Below are 17,122 nucleotides of genomic sequence, written 5' to 3' on the forward strand. Positions count from 1 at the left end.
CTCAGAGCTCCTTGTTCTGCGGGGGCGGCAGCGCCACCGGCGCCACGGGCTCGTCGCCCAGCGGCAGGCGCAGGGTGAAGCAGGTGCCCTGGCCGAGTTCCGACTGCACTTCCATCTGCCCCTTGTGGTTGTTGGTGATGATGAAATAGGACACCGACAGGCCCAGGCCGGTGCCCTGGCCCACTTCCTTGGTGGTGAAGAAGGGCTCGAAGATGCGCTTGCGCACCGTCTCGGGCATGCCGCAGCCGTTGTCCTGCACCTGTACCTCCGCCCACGGCGGGTTCAGCCGGGTGCGCAGGATGATCCGGCCCTGTTCGCCTTCCTCCTCGTCGTCGCGCAGGTGGATGGCCTGGGCGGCGTTCTTCAGCAGGTTGAGCAGCACCTGCTCGAACTCGTTGGCGATCACCGGCACCGGGCCCAGGTGCGGGTCGAACTCGTGGACGATTTCCAGCGACTTGAAGTCGAAGCCGCCGGCCAGGTCGAAGTCGTTGCCGGCGATCTCCACCGCCTGCTCGATCAGCGATGGCAGCTCGCAGGGCGCCATCTGCCGGTGGCTGCGGCGGCTGAAGGCGAGCATGTGGGTGACGATCTTGGCCGCGCGCGAGCCGGCGTACTGGATGCCGTCCATCAGCCTGGGAATCTCCCGCGCCTCCAGGTAGTGGTTGAGGTCGTCCAGGGCGATGCCCACCTCGGCGGCCACCTCCAGGTTCTTCGGCAGCTCCGGCGACAGCCGCCGGCGGATGTTCTGCACGTTGTGCAGGATGGCCCCCAGCGGGTTGTTGATCTCGTGGGCCATGCCGGCGGCCAGGCCGCCCACCGAGAGCATCTTCTCCGACTGCACCATCAGCTCCTCCATGCCCAGGCGCTCGGTGATGTCGTCGATGCGGATCACCGCGCCGCGGCCGGTGCCGCCCATCAGCGGGTAGAAGGTCAGGGCATAGTGCCGCGGCGAGTCGATCAAGGCCCAGGTGACGCGCTCGACGCGCTCCACCTTGTGCTGCTCGGCGGCGCGGGTGAGCTGCAGCAGGAAGGGCTTGAGCGAGGGGAAGGCGAGGAACACCGGCTGGTTCACCGCGTCGTCCAGGCTGGTGCCGGAGAGCCGGCTGGCCTCCTGGTTCCACTGGGTGACGTAGAGCTGTTCGTCCACCGCGATCAGGGCCGAGGGCATGGAGTCGATGATGCTGTTGAGGTAGTGCTGGAAGCCGGTGAGCTTCTTCTCGATCTTGCTGCGCACCTGGACTTCCAGCTCCAGCTTGCGGTTGGAGCGGCGGGTTTCCTCGGCCAGGTCCTGGGCCTGGGCCATGGCGTCCTGGGCGTCGTCGCGGGCGCGCTTGAGCTGCTGCTCGCGGGCCTCGATGCGGGTCAGCATGGTGTTGAAGGCGTCGGACAGGCGGCCGATCTCGTCGGCGTTGCCGCGTTCGGCGCGCAGCGAGTAGTTCTCCTCGCGGGTGACCTGGCGCGACAGTTCCTCCAGGCTGCGGATCGGCCGGGTGATCAGGCGGCGGATCTGCCGGGCGATCAGCATCCACAGCAGCACGCTCACGGCCAGGATCGCCAGGCTGGCGGTCAGGGTGCCGGTGTAGAAGGCGCCGGGCAGCTCGCTGCTGGCCACCAGCAGCAGGTAGCCGTTGCGCCCGCCGGGCTGGGGCAGCTCGAACAGGGCGTTGAGGCGGTATTCGTGGGCGCGCCAGCGCTCCAGGTCTTCCAGGTGCCTGGGCAGCGAGCCTTCCCGGGGCGACTGGGCGATGCGCGTGCCGTTGGCATCGTAGAGCGCGGCGGCGCGCAGTGGCTGGTAGTCGTCGAGCTGGTGCAGCAGGGTGTCGGCCTGCTCCGGGGAACTCAGCGCCGGGTAGCTGAGCGCCGGGTTGGCGATCAGCCGGCCGATGGTCTGCAGGGCCTGGGGCGCCACGCTGTCCTGGGAGATCCAGTAGGCCGCGCTGATGAACGCCAGGTTGGCCGCCAGCAACACGGTGGCCAGCAGCACCAGCAGGGCGGCGAGGATCTTCTGGCCGACCGGCAGGTTTTCCAGGCGCTGGCGCAGGTTGATGAAGGACGGCATAGGGGCTCGGCGATCGAGGGCGGGGCGGGCAGGTTAGCCCGCCGTTCAGGCCTCGGGCAATCCGCGTTGGCGCAGCGCGTCGCGCAGGCGCTGGTGCAGGGCGTTCAGCCCGGGCAGCGGCAGGCCGCGGCGGCGGCCTTCGGCGCAGGCATGGCCGAGCAGGTAGGCGACCTCGGTGCGGCGGCCGCTGGCCACGTCCTGGTACATGGAGGAGTAGTTGGCCGCGGTGGCGGCGATCACCCGTTCCACTTCGCCCTGCAGCTCCCGCGCCGCGGCGTCGTAGCCGCAGGCATGGAGCAACTGGCCGAGTTCGTCGCACAGGCCGGCGACCTGCTCGGCATGCCCGGCCAGCTCGCCGTTGCGGCAGTGGTGGAGCACGGTCAGCGGGTTGATCGCGCAGTTCAGCGCCAGCTTGCGCCACAGCCGTTCGAGGATGTCGTCGCTCCATTGCGCGGGAATCCCGGCGCTGGCCAGCTCGGCCAGCCAGGCCGGCGCCGGGCCGCCGTGTTCGTCGCCGAGCCAGGTCTGCCCGCGGCCGGCGAAGACCACGCGGAAATCGCCATCGCGGAACGCCCCCTCGGTGCTGGAGGCGTACAGGCAGCGCGCCCGCGGCAGGTGCGCGGCCACCGCCTGCTGGCTGCCCAGGCCGTTCTGCAGGAGGATGATCTCGGCGCCGGGGGCCAGGTGCGCGGCCACGCTGGCGGCGGCCTCCTCGGCGTCGTAGGCCTTGCTGGCCAGGAGCAGGCGCTGGATCGGGGCGTTCAGCTGGCCGGCGGTTTCCGCCGGGATCGGGTAGAGGCTCTCGCGGCCGTCCTCGCACAGGCTGATGCCACCGCGGGCGCGGTACGCCGCCAGGCGCTGGCGGTCACGCAGCAGCAGCTGCACGGGAAGGCCGGCGCGGGCCAGGCGGGCGGCCCAGAGGCTGCCGAGGCTGCCGGCGCCGAGGATGGTCCAGTTCATGGTGGGGCTTCGCAGGTCGATGGGCGTACTGCGAAGTCTAGCGCACCCCGGGCAGCCGGCTGGCGTTGATCCGCCCGCTGGCGTAGGCGTCGGGCAGCAGTTGGCGGGCCTGTTCCAGCACGGCCTCGGCCTGCAGCGGCAGGGACTTGGCGTCCAGCCCAACCAGGCCGATGCCGGCCTTGAGGCTGACGAAGCCGCGGCTGGTCTTGAAGGCCTTGAGGTTGAGGCCCTCGTGCAGGCGGCGGAAGCTGCTCGGCGAGCATTCCTGGAGGTCGTCGATCAGGGTGATGAGGCCGAAGTGCTGCTCGTCGATGCGCGCCAGCACGTCCAGCGGCCGCACCAGTTGCTGCAGGCGCCGGCCGATGCCGTGCAGCAGCTCCTGGTGGAAGCCGGGGAAGTGCTGGCCGTCCTGCTCCAGCAGGGCGGGGATGCCGATCAGCAGGTAGCACACCGCGCCGCCGCGGGACTCCACCTGGCGGATGCTGTCGGCGAGCTTCTGCCGCAGGTAGCGCAGGTTGCCCAGGCCGGTGGCGGCATCCACCAGGTTGCGCTCCTCCAGGCGGTTGATGTTCTCGGTGAGCAGGCGGTTTTCCACCAGCAGGCGCTGCAGGGTGTTGCACAGGCGGTCGGCGGCCAGCACCCGTGGCACCAGCTGTTCGCTCATGGCCGCCTTGCTGACGAAGTCGTCCACGCCGCGGTCGAAGGCCTCGGCCAGGGCGTTGTCGCCCTCCTTGCCGGTGAGCAGCATGATGTAGGTGTAGTGGTCGCCGCTCTCGTCCAGCTGGCGTACCCGCGCGGTGAGCTCCAGGCCGTCCATCTCCGGCATCAGCCAGTCGGCCAGGAGCACGCTCACCGGTTCCCGTTCCAGAAGCTGCAGGGCCTCGCTGGCGCTGCTGGCGAAGCGCACGTTCTGGTAGCCGGCCTGGCTCAGTGCCCGGCCGATCATGGCGCTGGAGAATTTCGCGTCATCGACCACCAGGATGCTCAGATGGTTGGTTGGCATGGGGCAGGGGACTCGGAGGTGGCGGGGGGAGTTCGCCGGTTCTTGGCCGGGCGCGCGCTTGTGGCTCAGTTATAATGAGCGCGCATTTTTACCGTCAAGCCAGGCGCATGCCCGACTGTGAACCGGGTCGCGCCGTCCATCTGGAGAGATGACATGCCTTCGTTCGACGTGGTGTCCGAACTGGACAAGCACGAACTGACCAACGCCCTGGACAACGCCGGCAAGGAGCTCGATCGCCGTTTCGACCTCAAGGGCAAGTGCAGCTTCGAGCCCAAGGACAAGTCGGTTACCCTGACCGCCGAGGCCGATTTCATGCTGGAGCAGATGCTCGACATCCTGCGCAGCAACCTGATCAAGCGCAAGATCGACATCCAGTGCATGGAGCTCAAGGACGCCTACCCCTCGGGCAAGGTGGTCAAGCAGGAAGTGGACTTCCGCGAGGGCATCGACAAGGACCTGGCGAAGAAGATCGTCGGCCTGATCAAGGACCGCAAGATGAAGGTCCAGGCCGCCATCCAGGGCGAGCAGGTGCGCGTCACCGGCAAGAAGCGCGACGACCTGCAGGAAGTGATCGCCCTGCTGCGCAGCGAATCCCTGGGCATGCCGCTGCAGTTCAACAACTTCCGCGATTGAGCGGAACCTCGTCGACCGGGCGGCGTCGCAACTAGAGTACCGCTCGGCGAACACCGATCGCCATGGTTCGCCATGGCGATCGCATTTCTACGGATCGAAACCAAGGGGGCCCCATTCCATGGACATGAACTACGACCAGATAGTACGCAGCGCTGAGGCCTGGACGCCGCTGGTGCTGAGTTACCTGGGCAACGCCGTGCTGGCGCTGATCACCCTGCTGGTCGGCTGGTGGCTGATCAACCTGCTGACCCGCCGGGTGGGCGGGCTGCTGGCCAGCCAGCGGGTGGACAAGACCCTCCAGGGCTTCATCGGCAGCCTGGTCAACATCGTGCTGAAGATCCTCCTGGTGGTCAGCGTGGCCTCGATGATCGGCATCCAGACCACCAGCTTCGTCGCCGCCATCGGCGCCGCCGGCCTGGCCATCGGCCTGGCCCTGCAGGGCAGCCTGTCGAACTTCGCCGGCGGCGTGCTGATCCTGCTGTTCCGCCCGTTCAAGGTCGGCGATGCCATCGAGGCGCAGGGCGTCGCCGGCACCGTGGACAGCATCCAGATCTTCCACACCGTGCTGCGCACCGGTGACAACCGCACGGTCATCATGCCCAACGGCGCGCTGTCCAACGGCATCATCACCAACGTCTCGAGCCAGGCCACGCGCCAGGTGATCTTCGACATCAAGCTGGCCTTCGACGCCGACCTGGACGCCGCCCGCGGCATCCTCCTGGAGCTGGCCCAGGACCCGCGCGTGCTCAAGACCCCCGCGCCGGTGGTGGTGGTCTCGGCCCTGGGCGAGAATTCGGTGACCCTGTCGCTGCGCCTGTGGACCGCCAATGCCGACTTCGGCGCGGTGACCTTCATGCTCAACGAGCAGGTGCGCCTGTGCCTGCGCGACCGCGGGATCGACCTGGCGCTGCCGAGCCGGGTGGTGCGGGTGGTCAGGGGTTCCGAGGAGGAAGCCTTCGCCGAGTGAGGGCGAGCCCATGAGGAAGGCCGGCCATGTGCCGGCCTTTTTCGTTTCTGCGCCGGCCTTGCCGGCGCAATTGTGGGCAGGGCCCCTACAGGTCGAGGGGGAATTCTGGCGTAGGATGGGTGGAGCGAAGCGATACCCATCCTACGAAGGCGCCTCGGTACGGATTCCCCTGTAGGAGCGCGCCCTGCGCGCGAATTGCGGGCAGGGCCCGCCCAAGGCAGCTCAGCCGCTGCGCTCGGCGCCGTGCCGCGTGGCCACCGGCTCTTCCGGTTCGCGCGGCACGCCGTCGGGCATGCCCTTGTCGCGGCGCAGCCACAGCCAGCCGATCAGCAGCAGGGTGGGGATGCCGAGCACGGCGGTGACGAAGAAGAAGTGCTCGTAGCCCATGTGCTCGACCATGCTCCCCGAGTAGCCGCCGATGAAGCGCGGCAGCAGCAGCATGGTGGAGCTGAGCATGGCGTACTGGGTGGCGGAGAACTTCAGGTTGGTCAGGCTCGACAGGTAGGCGACGAAGGCCGAGGCGGCCAGGCCGCCGCTGAAGTTGTCGAGCATGATGGTCAGCACGAACATGCTCACGCGGGGCTCGAATTCGCGCAGCAGGGTGAAGACGTCCTCGCCGATCACGCTCGGGTCGGTGATCGGGCCCATGTGCGCCAGCATGGCGAACAGCAGGTTGGTGCCGGCCGAGGCGGCGCCGGCGATGAACAGGATCGGCAGGATGCTGAAGCGGGCGATGAGCAGGCCGCCGGCCGCCGCGCCGACCAGGGTCATGATGACGCCGAACAGCTTGCTGACGGTGGCGATCACTTCCTTGGAGAAGCCCATGTCGATGTAGAACACCCCGGCCATCACGCCCATCACGGTGTCGGAGAGCCGGTAGGTGGAGATCAGCCCGAGCAGCAGCAGCGCCTGCCAGCGGTAGCGGCGGATGAACTCGGTGATGGGCGTGAGCACCGGCGCCATCAGCAGGCGGCCGGGGGCCGACAGGCAGCTCAGGGCGATCAGCAGGTAGAGGCTCGCCAGCCACCATTTGCCGGCGCCCGCGGAGTTGGCCATGGCGGTGCCGGTCACCAGCAGGATGATCAGCACTATCACCGACACCGCCTGGTGGACGAAGTCGAACTGCGGCACGCCCTTGCCGTGGGCGGCGACCAGCAATGGCCGGCGCACCCGCGAGAGCAGCTCGCGCACCGGGCGGATCTGCTTGCGCCCGCGCGGGCTCAGGCAGAGGACGATGAACAGGGCGTAGAGCCCCGCCCGCGGCCAGGCCTGGTTGGTCAGCGCGGTGAGCATGGCCGGCACCGAGATCAGCAGTACCAGCAGTTGCAGCACCGAGAGCAACTGGTGGTTGAAGGCGTAGGCGGAGTTGCCCACCGCCTGCGGCTGGACGTTCACGTCGGGCTCGCGGATCAGCAGGCTGGTGACCAGGCCGGGGAGGATCAGCAGGGCGAACAGCGCGTAGGTCAGGCCCCAGGCCGCCTGGCTGTAGTGCAGGCTGCTGGAGCCCAGCCACTCGGCGAGGAACAGCGCGCCGGCGCTGGCCAGCAGCACGGCGCCGCGGTAGCCGGTCATGTAGCAGGCGGCCAGGGCGGCCTGGCGGGTGTTCTCGGCGATCTCCAGGCGGTAGGCGTCGATGGCGATGTCCTGGGTGGCCGAGGCGAAGGCCACCACCAGGGCCAGGCCGATCAGCCAGGGCAGGTGGCTCTGCGGGTTGCACAGGGCCATGCCGAGCAGGCCGATGGCGATCAGCGCCTGGGAGAACACCAGCCAGGAGCGGCGCCGGCCGAGCCGGCCGACGATGGGCAGGCGCCACTGGTCGAGCATCGGCGACCACACCCACTTGAACGCGTAGACCAGCCCCAGCCAGCTGGCGAAGCCGATGGTTTCCCGCGCCACGCCGGCTTCGCGCAGCCACACCGAGAGGGTGGTGAAGACCAGCATCGTCGGCAGCCCGGCGGCGAAGCCGAGCAGCAAAAGCGCGAGACTGGCGGGAGACTTGTAGGCAACCAGTGCCTCTCGCCAGGAGTGCTTCTTCATGAAAGGTTTCCAGCACGCAAAAAATTACGCGAACTCTACTCGCAGAGCCCGCCGTGAAGCCAGCCGTGCCGACGTATGTCCACCCGATCGTTGTGGATTCGGACCCCCTCGGCGCGCAATCGTGCCCGCTGTTCGTCGCCGCCCGGGCTGCCCAGCGGCAGGCTGATGCGCCCGCCGGCGGCGATCACCCGGTGCCAGGGCAGGCGCGAGCCCTCCGGCAGCTGGCTGAGCACCCGGCCCACCAGGCGCGCCGAGCGGCCCAGGCCGGCCATGCGGGCCAGCTCGCCGTAGCTCACCACGTAGCCTTCGGGTACCTGGGACAAGGCCAGATAGATGGCCTCGCGGCGTACCTGCAGGCTTTCCAGGCCCAGGTCGGCGGTGTTTTCCAGCAGGGGAGCGGGCGGCTTTCTCGAAGGCATGGGGCGGTTTTCCACTGGCAGCGGGGCCTGGTCGACAGCATAGAGCCGCAATGATGCAGGAGGTGCCCTTCATCCATCCAGTTGAACTCCCCGCATGGGGGCCGGTCAGTCGTTGCTCTGGTGTCGGGTGTGCGGATAATGCCCGGCTTTTGTTCCAGCCATCCGAATTGAATGCCGCTCATGTTGTCGAGAACCCTGCTGTGCCTTGCCGTCGCCGCCGCTCCACTGACTTCCCTGGCCGATACCGTCTGGCTGAAGAACGGTGACCGGCTGACCGGCAAGATCAAGCTCTACGACGGGGGCCGCCTGGTGCTGGCCACCGACTACGCCGGCGAGGTCACCCTGACCGGCGACAAGATCGCCACCCTGCAGACCGAGCAGAACCTGCTGGTCAAGCACGACGAGGACGCCACCGGCGAGCATTCCAAGGGCCTGAAGGCCGCCGAGCCGGGCAAGGTCACCCTGGTCAACGGCGCCGAGGAGACTGTGCCCCTGGCCAGCATCGAGCAGATAGTGCCGCCGCGCCCGCTGCTGCAGGACTGGGTGTGGAAGGGCCAGGTGGACTTCTCCGTCGACCACACCATGGCCGAGAACGACGTCGAGGACTACGACGTCGACTTCAAGACCAACGCCCGCCACGGCATGTGGCGGCACAACCTGCAGGGCGAGTACAACCGCGAGAAGAAGGACGACTCGGTCAGCGTCAACAATTACTCCGCCGAGTATGCCCTGGACCGCTTCTTCGACGAGCACTGGTTCTGGCAGGGCAAGGCGGAATACAAGCGCGACTGGGTCGAGGACCTGGAGAAGAAGCGCACCGTCGGTACCGGTCCCGGCTACCAGTTCTGGGACAACGAACTGGGCGCCTTCTCCCTGGCCACCCTGGTCAACCGCAACGACTACGACTTCGTGGGCGGCGAGAAGGACCATTTCTATTCGGCGAGCGTGAAGTGGGACTACAACCGCTACCTGCTGGCCAAGCAGTTCGAGATCTTCACCAACGGCGAGGTGGGCAAGCCGCTGTCGTCGAAGGTGGACTACGAGGTGGAGAGCGAGGCGGGCATCCGCTACAAGCTGACCTCCTGGGCGGCGCTGAGCCTGAAGGGCGAATGGGACCGCCTGAGCGCCGAGGACGGCGGCGTCAACCAGCGGCGCTATACGCTGGGGATCGGGGTGGGGTGGTAGGGCGTAAAGCTGCAAGCGGTAAGCCAGAAGCTGCAAGCGGTTTGCAGCTTGCAGCTTGAGGCTTGCAGCTGCCTGTCCTACAGGCGCAGCCCCCCATCCAGCTCCAGCACGCGGCCGGTGTAGTAGTCGTTCTCGAGGATGTAGGCCACCGAGTGGGCGATCTCGTCCGGGCGGCCCAGGCGCTTGAGCGGGATGCCGGCGGTCATTTTCTCCAGGGCCTCGGGCTTCATGCTGGCGACCATGTCGGTCTCGATGAAGCCGGGGGCCACGCCGGCCACGCGGATGCCGTAGCGCGCCAGTTCCTTGGCCCAGACCACGGTGTCGGCGGCGACGCCGGCCTTGGCCGCGGAGTAGTTGGCCTGGCCCATGTTGCCGGCGCGGGAGATGGAGGAGATGTTGACGATCGCGCCCTGGTTGCCCAGCTCGATCATCTTCGCCGCCACTTCGCGGGTGCAGAGGAACACGCCGGTCAGGTTGACGTCGATCACCGCCTGCCACTGGGCCAGGCTCATCTTGCTCAGCTGGCCGTCCTTGACCTTGATGGTCAGGCCGTCGCGCAGGATGCCGGCGTTGTTCACCAGGCCGTTGATGGCGTCGAAGTCGCTGGCCACCTGGGCCACCATGTGGCTAACCTGTTCCTCGTTGGCCACGTTGCACAGGTAGGCGCGGGCGTCGCCGCCGGCGGCCTTGCAGGCGGCGACCGCCTCGTCCAGTTTCTCCTGGTTCAGGTCGACCAGCGCCAGTCTCGCTCCCTTGGCGGCGAGGAACTCGCCCATGGCGCGGCCCAGGCCCTGGCCGCCGCCGGTGATGATGATGACCTTGTCTTGCAATTGCATGGTTGGAATCCCCACGGCAATGTCGGGTGATTGGCCTCGCCGGCAACGGTGAACGAATTTTCTGTGCCCGTCCGTTTGCGACGGATTCTTAGCGAGGAGTCATAAGGTGAGCGTGAAAGCTGCCAAGAATGCCCGAGAATTGCTGCTCAAGGAATACCGGGCAGTGCTTTCCACCCAGTCGAAGAAGTGGCCGGGCTACCCCTTCGGCTCGGTGGTCCCATACTGCCTCGACGGCGCCGGCCGGCCGCTGATCCTGATCAGCCGGATCGCCCAGCACACCCACAACCTGCAGGCCGACGCCAAGTGTTCGCTGCTGGTGGGCGAGCGCGGCGCCGACGACATCCAGGCCGCCGGCCGCCTGACCCTGCTGGCCGAGGCCCGGCCGCTGGAGGACGTCGAGGAGATCGAGGCCGCGGCGCAGCGCTACTACGCCTACTTCCCCGGCTCGCGCGACTACCACAGGGCCCACGACTTCGATTTCTGGGTGCTGCAGCCGGTGCAGTGGCGCTTCATCGGCGGTTTCGGCGACATCCATTGGCTGGGCGCCGACAGCGTGCCCCTGGCCAACCCCTTCGCCGGCGAGGTGGAGCAGGGCATGGTCGGGCACATGAACCAGGACCACGCCAATGCCATCGTGCACTACCTGGAACTGGCCGGCCTGCCGGTGGGCGAGGCCCCGGAACTGGTGGGAATCGATACGGAAGGTTTCCACCTGCGCGTCGGCTCCATCCTCCACTGGCTGCCGTTCCCGGCGCCCTGCGCCAGCCCTGGCGAGGTGCGCCAGGCGCTGGTGCAACTGGCGCGGGCGCAGGCTTGGCCAGGCAACGAGGTGATCCAGGCTTGAAATAGGCGGGTGTCGGCGCCAACTACGGAATATCCGGGCCGACGCCCCGCCAAGGACCCCTGAAATGCGAGTCACCCTGTTCTTCCTGCTGCTCTTCCCGCTGATCGAACTGGCCGTGCTGATCAAGGTCGGCAGCGTCATCGGCGTGGGCTGGACCCTGCTGTTGCTGGTCGCCAGCGCCTTCCTCGGCGCGGCGCTGCTGCGCGTGGCCGGCCTGGCCACCCTGTGGCGCGCCCGCGAGCGTCTGTCCCGCGGCGAGGTGCCCGAGCAGGAAATGCTCGAGGGCCTGCTGATCGCGGTCGGCGGCGCCCTGCTGATGCTGCCGGGCTTCATCAGCGACATCCTCGGCCTGCTCTGCCTGCTGCCGTTCACCCGCAGCCTGCTGCTGGGCGGGTTGCGCCGGCGCATGCGCGAGCAGGAGGAGCGCCGCCGCGCGTTCGCCGACGACCCGTCGGCGCAATCGCGCGGCCCACAAGGGCCGAACGTGATCGAGGGCGAGTTCGAACGCCGCGACAACGATCGCCTGCGCTGAAATTTTTTTCCCCTCGGCCTTGAAATGCCCCACGACGACCTCATGTAGCAGGCACCGCAAGGTCCCTGTCATTCGGACAGGCTGTCTTATGCGGCTCGCCCGTCGGGCCGCAAACCGGCGAAGCCGGCTTCAACAAAACCTGCCGGACATCGATCCGGCTGTTGGAAACCACTGTTTGGGAGAGTTACGACTATGAAGCTTCGTCCTCTGCATGACCGCGTCGTCATTCGTCGCAGCGAGGAAGAAACCAAGACCGCGGGCGGCATCGTGCTGCCGGGTTCCGCCGCCGAGAAGCCGAACCGTGGCGAAGTGGTCGCCGTCGGTGCCGGCCGCGTGCTGGACAACGGCGAAGTTCGCGCCCTGGCAGTGAAGGTGGGTGACAAGGTGGTATTCGGCCCCTACTCGGGCAGCAATGCCATCAAGGTCGACGGCGAAGAACTGCTGGTGATGGGCGAGTCCGAGATCCTCGCCGTCCTGGAAGACTGATCCGCTGCGTCCCCAATCCCACCGAATTCGATTTAGAGGAAAGAGAACATGGCTGCCAAAGAAGTTAAGTTCGGCGATTCCGCTCGCAAGAAAATGCTGGTCGGCGTGAACGTGCTGGCCGACGCCGTCAAGGCCACCCTCGGCCCGAAAGGCCGTAACGTCGTGCTGGACAAGTCCTTCGGCGCACCGACCATCACCAAGGATGGCGTGTCCGTCGCCAAGGAAATCGAGCTGAAGGACAAGTTCGAGAACATGGGCGCCCAACTGGTGAAGGACGTTGCCTCCAAGGCCAACGACGCCGCCGGTGACGGCACCACCACCGCCACCGTCCTGGCTCAGGCCATCGTCAACGAAGGCCTGAAGGCCGTTGCCGCCGGCATGAACCCGATGGACCTCAAGCGCGGCATCGACAAGGCCACCGTGGCCATCGTCGCCCAGCTGAAGGACCTGGCCAAGCCCTGCGCCGATTCCAAGGCCATCGCCCAGGTAGGCACCATCTCCGCCAACTCCGACGAATCCATCGGCCAGATCATCGCCGAAGCCATGGACAAGGTCGGCAAGGAAGGCGTCATCACCGTCGAGGAAGGCTCGGGCCTGGAGAACGAACTGTCCGTCGTCGAAGGCATGCAGTTCGACCGCGGCTACCTGTCGCCCTACTTCATCAACAAGCCGGACACCATGGTGGCCGAGCTGGAAAACCCGCTGCTGCTGCTGGTCGACAAGAAGATCTCCAACATCCGCGAAATGCTGCCGGTGCTGGAAGCCGTCGCCAAGGCCGGCCGTCCGCTGCTGATCGTCGCCGAGGACGTCGAGGGCGAAGCCCTGGCCACCCTGGTGGTCAACAACATGCGCGGCATCGTCAAGGTCGCCGCCGTCAAGGCCCCGGGCTTCGGCGATCGCCGCAAGGCCATGCTGCAGGACATCGCCATCCTGACCGGCGGTACCGTCATCTCCGAAGAAGTCGGCCTGAGCCTGGAAGGCGCCACCCTGGAGCACCTGGGTAACGCCAAGCGTGTTTCCATCAACAAGGAAAACACCACCATCATCGACGGCGCCGGCTCCCAGGCCGACATCGAGGCCCGTGTCGCCCAGATCCGCAAGCAGGTCGAAGAGACCTCCTCGGACTACGACCGTGAGAAGCTGCAAGAGCGCCTGGCCAAGCTGGCCGGCGGTGTTGCCGTGATCAAGGTCGGCGCTGCCACCGAAGTCGAGATGAAAGAGAAGAAGGCCCGCGTCGAAGACGCCCTGCACGCTACCCGTGCCGCGGTGGAAGAGGGCGTGGTTCCCGGCGGTGGCGTGGCCCTGGTGCGCGCACTGCAGGCCATCGAAGGCCTGAAGGGCGACAACGAAGACCAGAACGTCGGCATCGCCCTGCTGCGTCGCGCCGTCGAAGCCCCGCTGCGCCAGATCGTCGCCAACGCCGGTGACGAGCCGAGCGTGGTGGTTGACAAGGTCAAGCAAGGCGCCGGCAACTTCGGCTTCAACGCCGCTACGGGTGTCTACGGCGACATGATCGAGATGGGCATCCTGGACCCGGCCAAGGTCACCCGTTCGGCCCTGCAGGCCGCTGCCTCCATCGGCGGCCTGATGGTCACCACCGAGGCGATGGTTGCCGAAGTGGTCGACGACAAGGCCGCTCCGGCCATGCCGGACATGGGCGGCATGGGTGGCATGGGCGGCATGATGTAAGCCTCCCGGCCCCTGGCTGAGAAAGAGCCCCGCTTCGGCGGGGCTTTTTCGTTTCCGGCGCTTTGTGCCAAGATGTGCCGCGCAGGAGATGGCATTCCTCCTTCAACCGCCCCCGTGGCTGATGATGCCTACGCATTCACCTGGACCAGGCGCGTAGGCGTTCGCCTGCGGCCTGTCCGAAAGCCCCTCAAGGACAGGATCATGTGGAAACCGGTTCTCGCCATCGCCCTCGGCGCCGCCATCGGCGCGTTGCTGCGCTGGTACCTCGGCCTCAAGCTGAACAGCCTGATGCCCACCGTGCCCCCCGGCACCCTGGCCGCCAACCTGATCGGCGGCTACATCATCGGTGTCGCCGTCGCCTACTTCGCCAGCGCCCAGGGCATAGCCCCGGAGTGGCGGCTGCTGATCATCACCGGCTTCTGCGGTGGCCTGACCACCTTCTCGACCTTCTCCGCGGAGGTCGTCACCCTGTTGCAGGAAGGCCGCCTGGCCTGGGCGATGGGGGCGATCGTGGTGCACGTCAGCGGTTCCCTGGCGATGACCCTGCTCGGCCTGTTCACCGGCAACTGGCTGATGGGCAAGTGAACCGCCGCGGGGGCGCCGGATGGCCGCCCCCGCGCAGGCAAGCCCCTCCGCGCATCCATTCCCTTCACGCCAAGGCTGGCGCGGCCTCGCCGCCGGCCCGGGGCGTTGTGAAAAAAACGTCAAAGACGCTTAAGTTCCAATTAAGCGAGCTAGTCTAGGGTGCCCTGCAAAGCGGAGAGGAACATGCGGATTCTGTTGGTTGAAGACAATCGGGACATCCTGGCCAACATGGCGGATTACCTGGGGCTCAAGGGTTACACGGTGGATTGCGCGCAGGACGGCTTGTCCGGCCTGCACCTGGCGGCGACCGCGCACTACGACCTGATCGTCCTGGACGTGATGCTGCCTGGCCTGGATGGTTTCACCCTGTGCCGGCGCCTGCGCGAGGACGCGCGGCGCGACACCCCGGTGATCATGCTGACCGCCCGCGACCAACTGGACGACCGCCTGCAGGGCTTCCGTTCCGGCGCCGACGACTACCTGCTCAAGCCCTTCGCCCTGTCGGAACTGGCCGCGCGCATCGAGGCGGTGCTGCGCCGGACCCAGGGCGGCGGCCGCCGCGAACTGCAGGTGGCGGACCTGAGCTACAACCTCGACACCCTGGAAGTGAACCGCGGCGGCAGGCCGCTCAAGCTCAACCCCATCGGCCTCAAGCTGCTGGCGGTGCTGATGCAGAAGAGCCCGCACGTGGTGCGCCGCGACGTGCTCGAGGAAGCCGTCTGGGGCGACGACTGCCCGGACAGCGACAGCCTGCGCAGCCACGTCCACCAGTTGCGCCAGGTGATCGACAAGCCTTTCGCCATGCCCTTGCTGCACACCGTCCACGGTGTCGGCTACCGCCTGGCGGAGGAAACGAATGGAGTATAGGCAGAGCCTTTCCCGCCGGATCGTCTTTGCTTTCGTGTTCATGACCGCGCTGGTCGGCGGCCTGTTTTCGCTGAGCATCGTCGGCGTGGTGCACGTGGTCGAGGAGCGCCTGATTTCCCGTGACCTGGGCGGCGAGCTGGACCGCATCATCAACGAGGACCTGCGCAGCGGCAGGGGCCCGCGGCTGGACCCGGGCATGCGCTTCTTCGTCAGCGACGGCGTCGGCGTCTATGCCATGCCGCCGGCGCTGCGGCGCCTGGAGTCGGGCTTCCACGAGGTGTTCGACGGCGAGCTGTCGTTCCATGCGCTGGTGCGCGACGCCGATGGCCGCCGCTACGTGCTGCTGCAGGACCAGAGCGATTTCGAGGCGCGCGAGCAGGTCCTGTACGCTGCCGTGGTGACCGGCTACGTGCTCAGCCTGGCGCTGGCCGGCCTGCTCGGCTGGCTGCTCTCGCGCAAGGTGATGGAGCCGGTGGTGCGCCTGGCGCGCCAGGTGCGCCACCGCGACCAGTTGCTGGACCTGGCGCCGCCGCTGGCGCCGGACTACGCCCACGACGAGGTCGGCGAACTGGCGGCGGCATTCGACTATGCGATCGGGCAACTGCACCAGGTGCTGACCCGGGAAAAACTGTTCACCAGCGATGTCAGCCATGAGCTGCGCACGCCGCTGATGGTGATCGCCAGCAGCAGCGAGCTGCTCGCCGAGGAACCGGGCCTGAGCCCGAAGGCGCGTACCCAGCTGGCGCGGATCACCACCGCCAGCGAGGAAATGCGTGACCTGGTGCAGACCTTCCTGATGCTGGCGCGCTCGCGCACCAAGGAGCTGGACATCGCCCCGCGGGCCGGCCTGCAGCGCATCGCCGACGACCTGGCCGGGCAATGGCGCGGGCCCATAGAGGCCAAGGGGCTGCAGCTGATCTACGAGGTGCAGGCGGTGCCGCCGGAGCAATACAACGCGGCCTTCCTGCGCTCGGTGATGAGCAACCTGCTGCGCAACGCCATGCACTACACGGATGCAGGACACATCCGCTTGCAATTGTCCGCCAGCGGTTTCGTCGTCGAGGACAGCGGCCAAGGCATCCCCGAGGAGCAGCGCGAGCGCATGTTCCAGCCCTTCGTCCGCGGCCCGCAACAGCGCGGCGAGGGCCTTGGCCTGGGCCTTTCGCTGGTGAAGAGGATCTGCTCGGCGGAAGGCTGGGAGGTCAACCTGACACCGGCACAGCCACACGGCTGCCGTTTCGAGGTCCGCCTGGTCGGCGAGGCTTGACGAATTTTTCACATGCGCATGACCGCATGGATACAGAATCACCCGTAGTTTCGTATAAAAAATGAGCAGGAACCCCATCATGAGCGACAAGCCCGTCGAGCTCGAGTTTTCCCAGAAGTACGACCGTCAGCATGCCGAGCGCTACCTGCGCAAGCATCGCAGTGGGCTGTCTCGGAAACTTTCCCATTGGCGCGATGTCCAGATCGCCCGCCAGGCGCTCAAGCTGGCCGGCCAGCCGAACCTGGTGCTGGATCTGCCGTGCGGTGCCGGCCGCTTCTGGCCGATGCTGGCCGAGAAGGACAACCGGGTGATCATCGGCGCGGACAATTCCGCCGACATGATCGCCGTGGCCTGCGCCGGCCAGCCGGAGGAGGTTGTCAAACGCGTGCGACCTTTGCAGACTTCGGCGTTCGCCATCGATTTGCCGGACAACGCCGTCGACAGCATCTTCAGCATGCGCCTGATGCACCACATCGGTGAACCGAGCGACCGCATGACCATGCTGCGCGAGTTCCACCGCGTGACCCGCGACAGCGTGATCCTTTCGCTGTGGGTCGACGGCAACTTCAAGGCCTGGAAACGTCGTCGCGCCGAGGAAGGGCGCAAGAAGCACGCGTACCAGAACCGCTTCGTGATTCCTGCCCGCACCATCGAGGAGGAATTCCGCCAGGCCGGGTTCGCGGTGCAGGACCATATCGATTTCGTCCCGCTGGTGCACATGTGGCGGGTCTACATTCTGCGTAAGGAGTAATG

Annotated in this window: 17 protein-coding genes and 1 riboswitch; of the genes, 11 read left to right on the plus strand and 6 right to left on the minus strand. The window is 67.2% G+C overall.

Annotated features, from left to right (window positions below):
• Position 1: 1 nt before the first annotated feature.
• From CHC02_RS06465 to CHC02_RS06475, 3 genes are read right to left on the minus strand one after another with little or no spacing between them, the layout of a single operon-like run.
• Positions 2 to 2,047 (minus strand): sensor histidine kinase, encoded by a 2,046-nt coding sequence (locus CHC02_RS06465; RefSeq protein WP_089390707.1) that lies wholly within the window; start codon positions 2,045 to 2,047, stop codon positions 2 to 4.
• A gap of 57 nt (positions 2,048 to 2,104) precedes the next feature.
• A complete protein-coding gene (locus CHC02_RS06470) occupies positions 2,105 to 3,019 on the minus strand; it encodes a putative 2-dehydropantoate 2-reductase (RefSeq protein WP_089390667.1) in 915 nt (304 codons plus the stop codon).
• Positions 3,020 to 3,056: 37 nt separating this feature from the next.
• Positions 3,057 to 4,022: a response regulator gene (locus CHC02_RS06475; RefSeq protein WP_089390668.1), complete on the minus strand. Its 966-nt coding sequence runs from the start codon at positions 4,020 to 4,022 to the stop codon at positions 3,057 to 3,059.
• Positions 4,023 to 4,175: 153 nt separating this feature from the next.
• On the opposite strand from CHC02_RS06475, the gene CHC02_RS06480 reads away from it, so the two are divergent.
• Together CHC02_RS06480 and CHC02_RS06485 are read left to right on the plus strand one after the other, a co-directional pair.
• Positions 4,176 to 4,655, plus strand: a complete 480-nt coding sequence (locus CHC02_RS06480; RefSeq protein ID WP_089390669.1) for a YajQ family cyclic di-GMP-binding protein — start codon at positions 4,176 to 4,178, stop codon at positions 4,653 to 4,655.
• Positions 4,656 to 4,773: 118 nt separating this feature from the next.
• Positions 4,774 to 5,622: a mechanosensitive ion channel family protein gene (locus CHC02_RS06485; protein ID WP_089390670.1), complete on the plus strand. Its 849-nt coding sequence runs from the start codon at positions 4,774 to 4,776 to the stop codon at positions 5,620 to 5,622.
• 222 nt (positions 5,623 to 5,844) lie between these two features.
• Here the strand turns inward: CHC02_RS06485 and ampG are convergent, their stop codons facing one another.
• Positions 5,845 to 7,659, minus strand: a complete 1,815-nt coding sequence (gene ampG / locus CHC02_RS06490) for an MFS transporter AmpG (RefSeq protein ID WP_089390671.1) — start codon at positions 7,657 to 7,659, stop codon at positions 5,845 to 5,847.
• A gap of 35 nt (positions 7,660 to 7,694) precedes the next feature.
• Complete coding sequence (locus CHC02_RS06495) at positions 7,695 to 8,078, minus strand: MGMT family protein (RefSeq protein ID WP_089390672.1); 384 nt, start codon at positions 8,076 to 8,078, stop codon at positions 7,695 to 7,697.
• 180 nt (positions 8,079 to 8,258) lie between these two features.
• Here CHC02_RS06495 and CHC02_RS06500 point away from each other — a divergent pair, with 180 nt between their 5' ends.
• Complete coding sequence (locus CHC02_RS06500; RefSeq protein ID WP_089390673.1) at positions 8,259 to 9,263, plus strand: DUF481 domain-containing protein; 1,005 nt, start codon at positions 8,259 to 8,261, stop codon at positions 9,261 to 9,263.
• A gap of 77 nt (positions 9,264 to 9,340) precedes the next feature.
• Here CHC02_RS06500 and CHC02_RS06505 read toward each other — a convergent pair whose 3' ends face one another.
• A complete protein-coding gene (locus CHC02_RS06505) occupies positions 9,341 to 10,099 on the minus strand; it encodes an SDR family oxidoreductase (RefSeq protein ID WP_089390674.1) in 759 nt (252 codons plus the stop codon).
• A 106-nt stretch (positions 10,100 to 10,205) separates the two neighbouring features.
• On the opposite strand from CHC02_RS06505, the gene CHC02_RS06510 reads away from it, so the two are divergent.
• The 8 genes from CHC02_RS06510 to CHC02_RS06545 all read left to right on the plus strand — a co-directional run bounded on the left by CHC02_RS06510 (position 10,206) and on the right by CHC02_RS06545 (position 17,120).
• Entirely contained in the window at positions 10,206 to 10,943 is a 738-nt protein-coding gene (locus CHC02_RS06510) for a HugZ family pyridoxamine 5'-phosphate oxidase (protein WP_089390675.1), read from the plus strand.
• Positions 10,944 to 11,007: 64 nt separating this feature from the next.
• A complete protein-coding gene (locus tag CHC02_RS06515) occupies positions 11,008 to 11,475 on the plus strand; it encodes an FxsA family protein (RefSeq protein ID WP_089390676.1) in 468 nt (155 codons plus the stop codon).
• Positions 11,476 to 11,667: 192 nt separating this feature from the next.
• Positions 11,668 to 11,961 (plus strand): co-chaperone GroES, encoded by a 294-nt coding sequence (locus CHC02_RS06520; protein WP_009617968.1) that lies wholly within the window; start codon positions 11,668 to 11,670, stop codon positions 11,959 to 11,961.
• 48 nt (positions 11,962 to 12,009) lie between these two features.
• The gene (groL, locus tag CHC02_RS06525) at positions 12,010 to 13,650 is read left to right on the plus strand and encodes a chaperonin GroEL (protein ID WP_089390677.1); all 1,641 of its coding nucleotides are present in this window, start codon (positions 12,010 to 12,012) and stop codon (positions 13,648 to 13,650) included.
• Positions 13,651 to 13,725: 75 nt separating this feature from the next.
• Positions 13,726 to 13,788, plus strand: a riboswitch (Fluoride riboswitch).
• A 63-nt stretch (positions 13,789 to 13,851) separates the two neighbouring features.
• Positions 13,852 to 14,235 (plus strand): fluoride efflux transporter CrcB, encoded by a 384-nt coding sequence (crcB, locus tag CHC02_RS06530; protein WP_089390678.1) that lies wholly within the window; start codon positions 13,852 to 13,854, stop codon positions 14,233 to 14,235.
• A gap of 183 nt (positions 14,236 to 14,418) precedes the next feature.
• Positions 14,419 to 15,102, plus strand: a complete 684-nt coding sequence (locus tag CHC02_RS06535; RefSeq protein WP_089390679.1) for a response regulator transcription factor — start codon at positions 14,419 to 14,421, stop codon at positions 15,100 to 15,102.
• Positions 15,092 to 16,369 (plus strand): sensor histidine kinase, encoded by a 1,278-nt coding sequence (locus CHC02_RS06540; RefSeq protein WP_089390680.1) that lies wholly within the window; start codon positions 15,092 to 15,094, stop codon positions 16,367 to 16,369. The genes CHC02_RS06535 and CHC02_RS06540 overlap by 11 nt, the downstream gene beginning before the upstream one ends.
• 79 nt (positions 16,370 to 16,448) lie before the next feature.
• On the plus strand, positions 16,449 to 17,120 hold the full coding sequence (locus CHC02_RS06545; RefSeq protein ID WP_089390681.1) for a class I SAM-dependent methyltransferase: 672 nt from the start codon (positions 16,449 to 16,451) through the stop codon (positions 17,118 to 17,120).
• The last annotated feature ends 2 nt before the right edge of the window (positions 17,121 to 17,122 follow it).

The organism is Pseudomonas delhiensis (assembly GCF_900187975.1).
Classification (GTDB): Bacteria; Pseudomonadota; Gammaproteobacteria; order Pseudomonadales; family Pseudomonadaceae; genus Pseudomonas; species Pseudomonas delhiensis.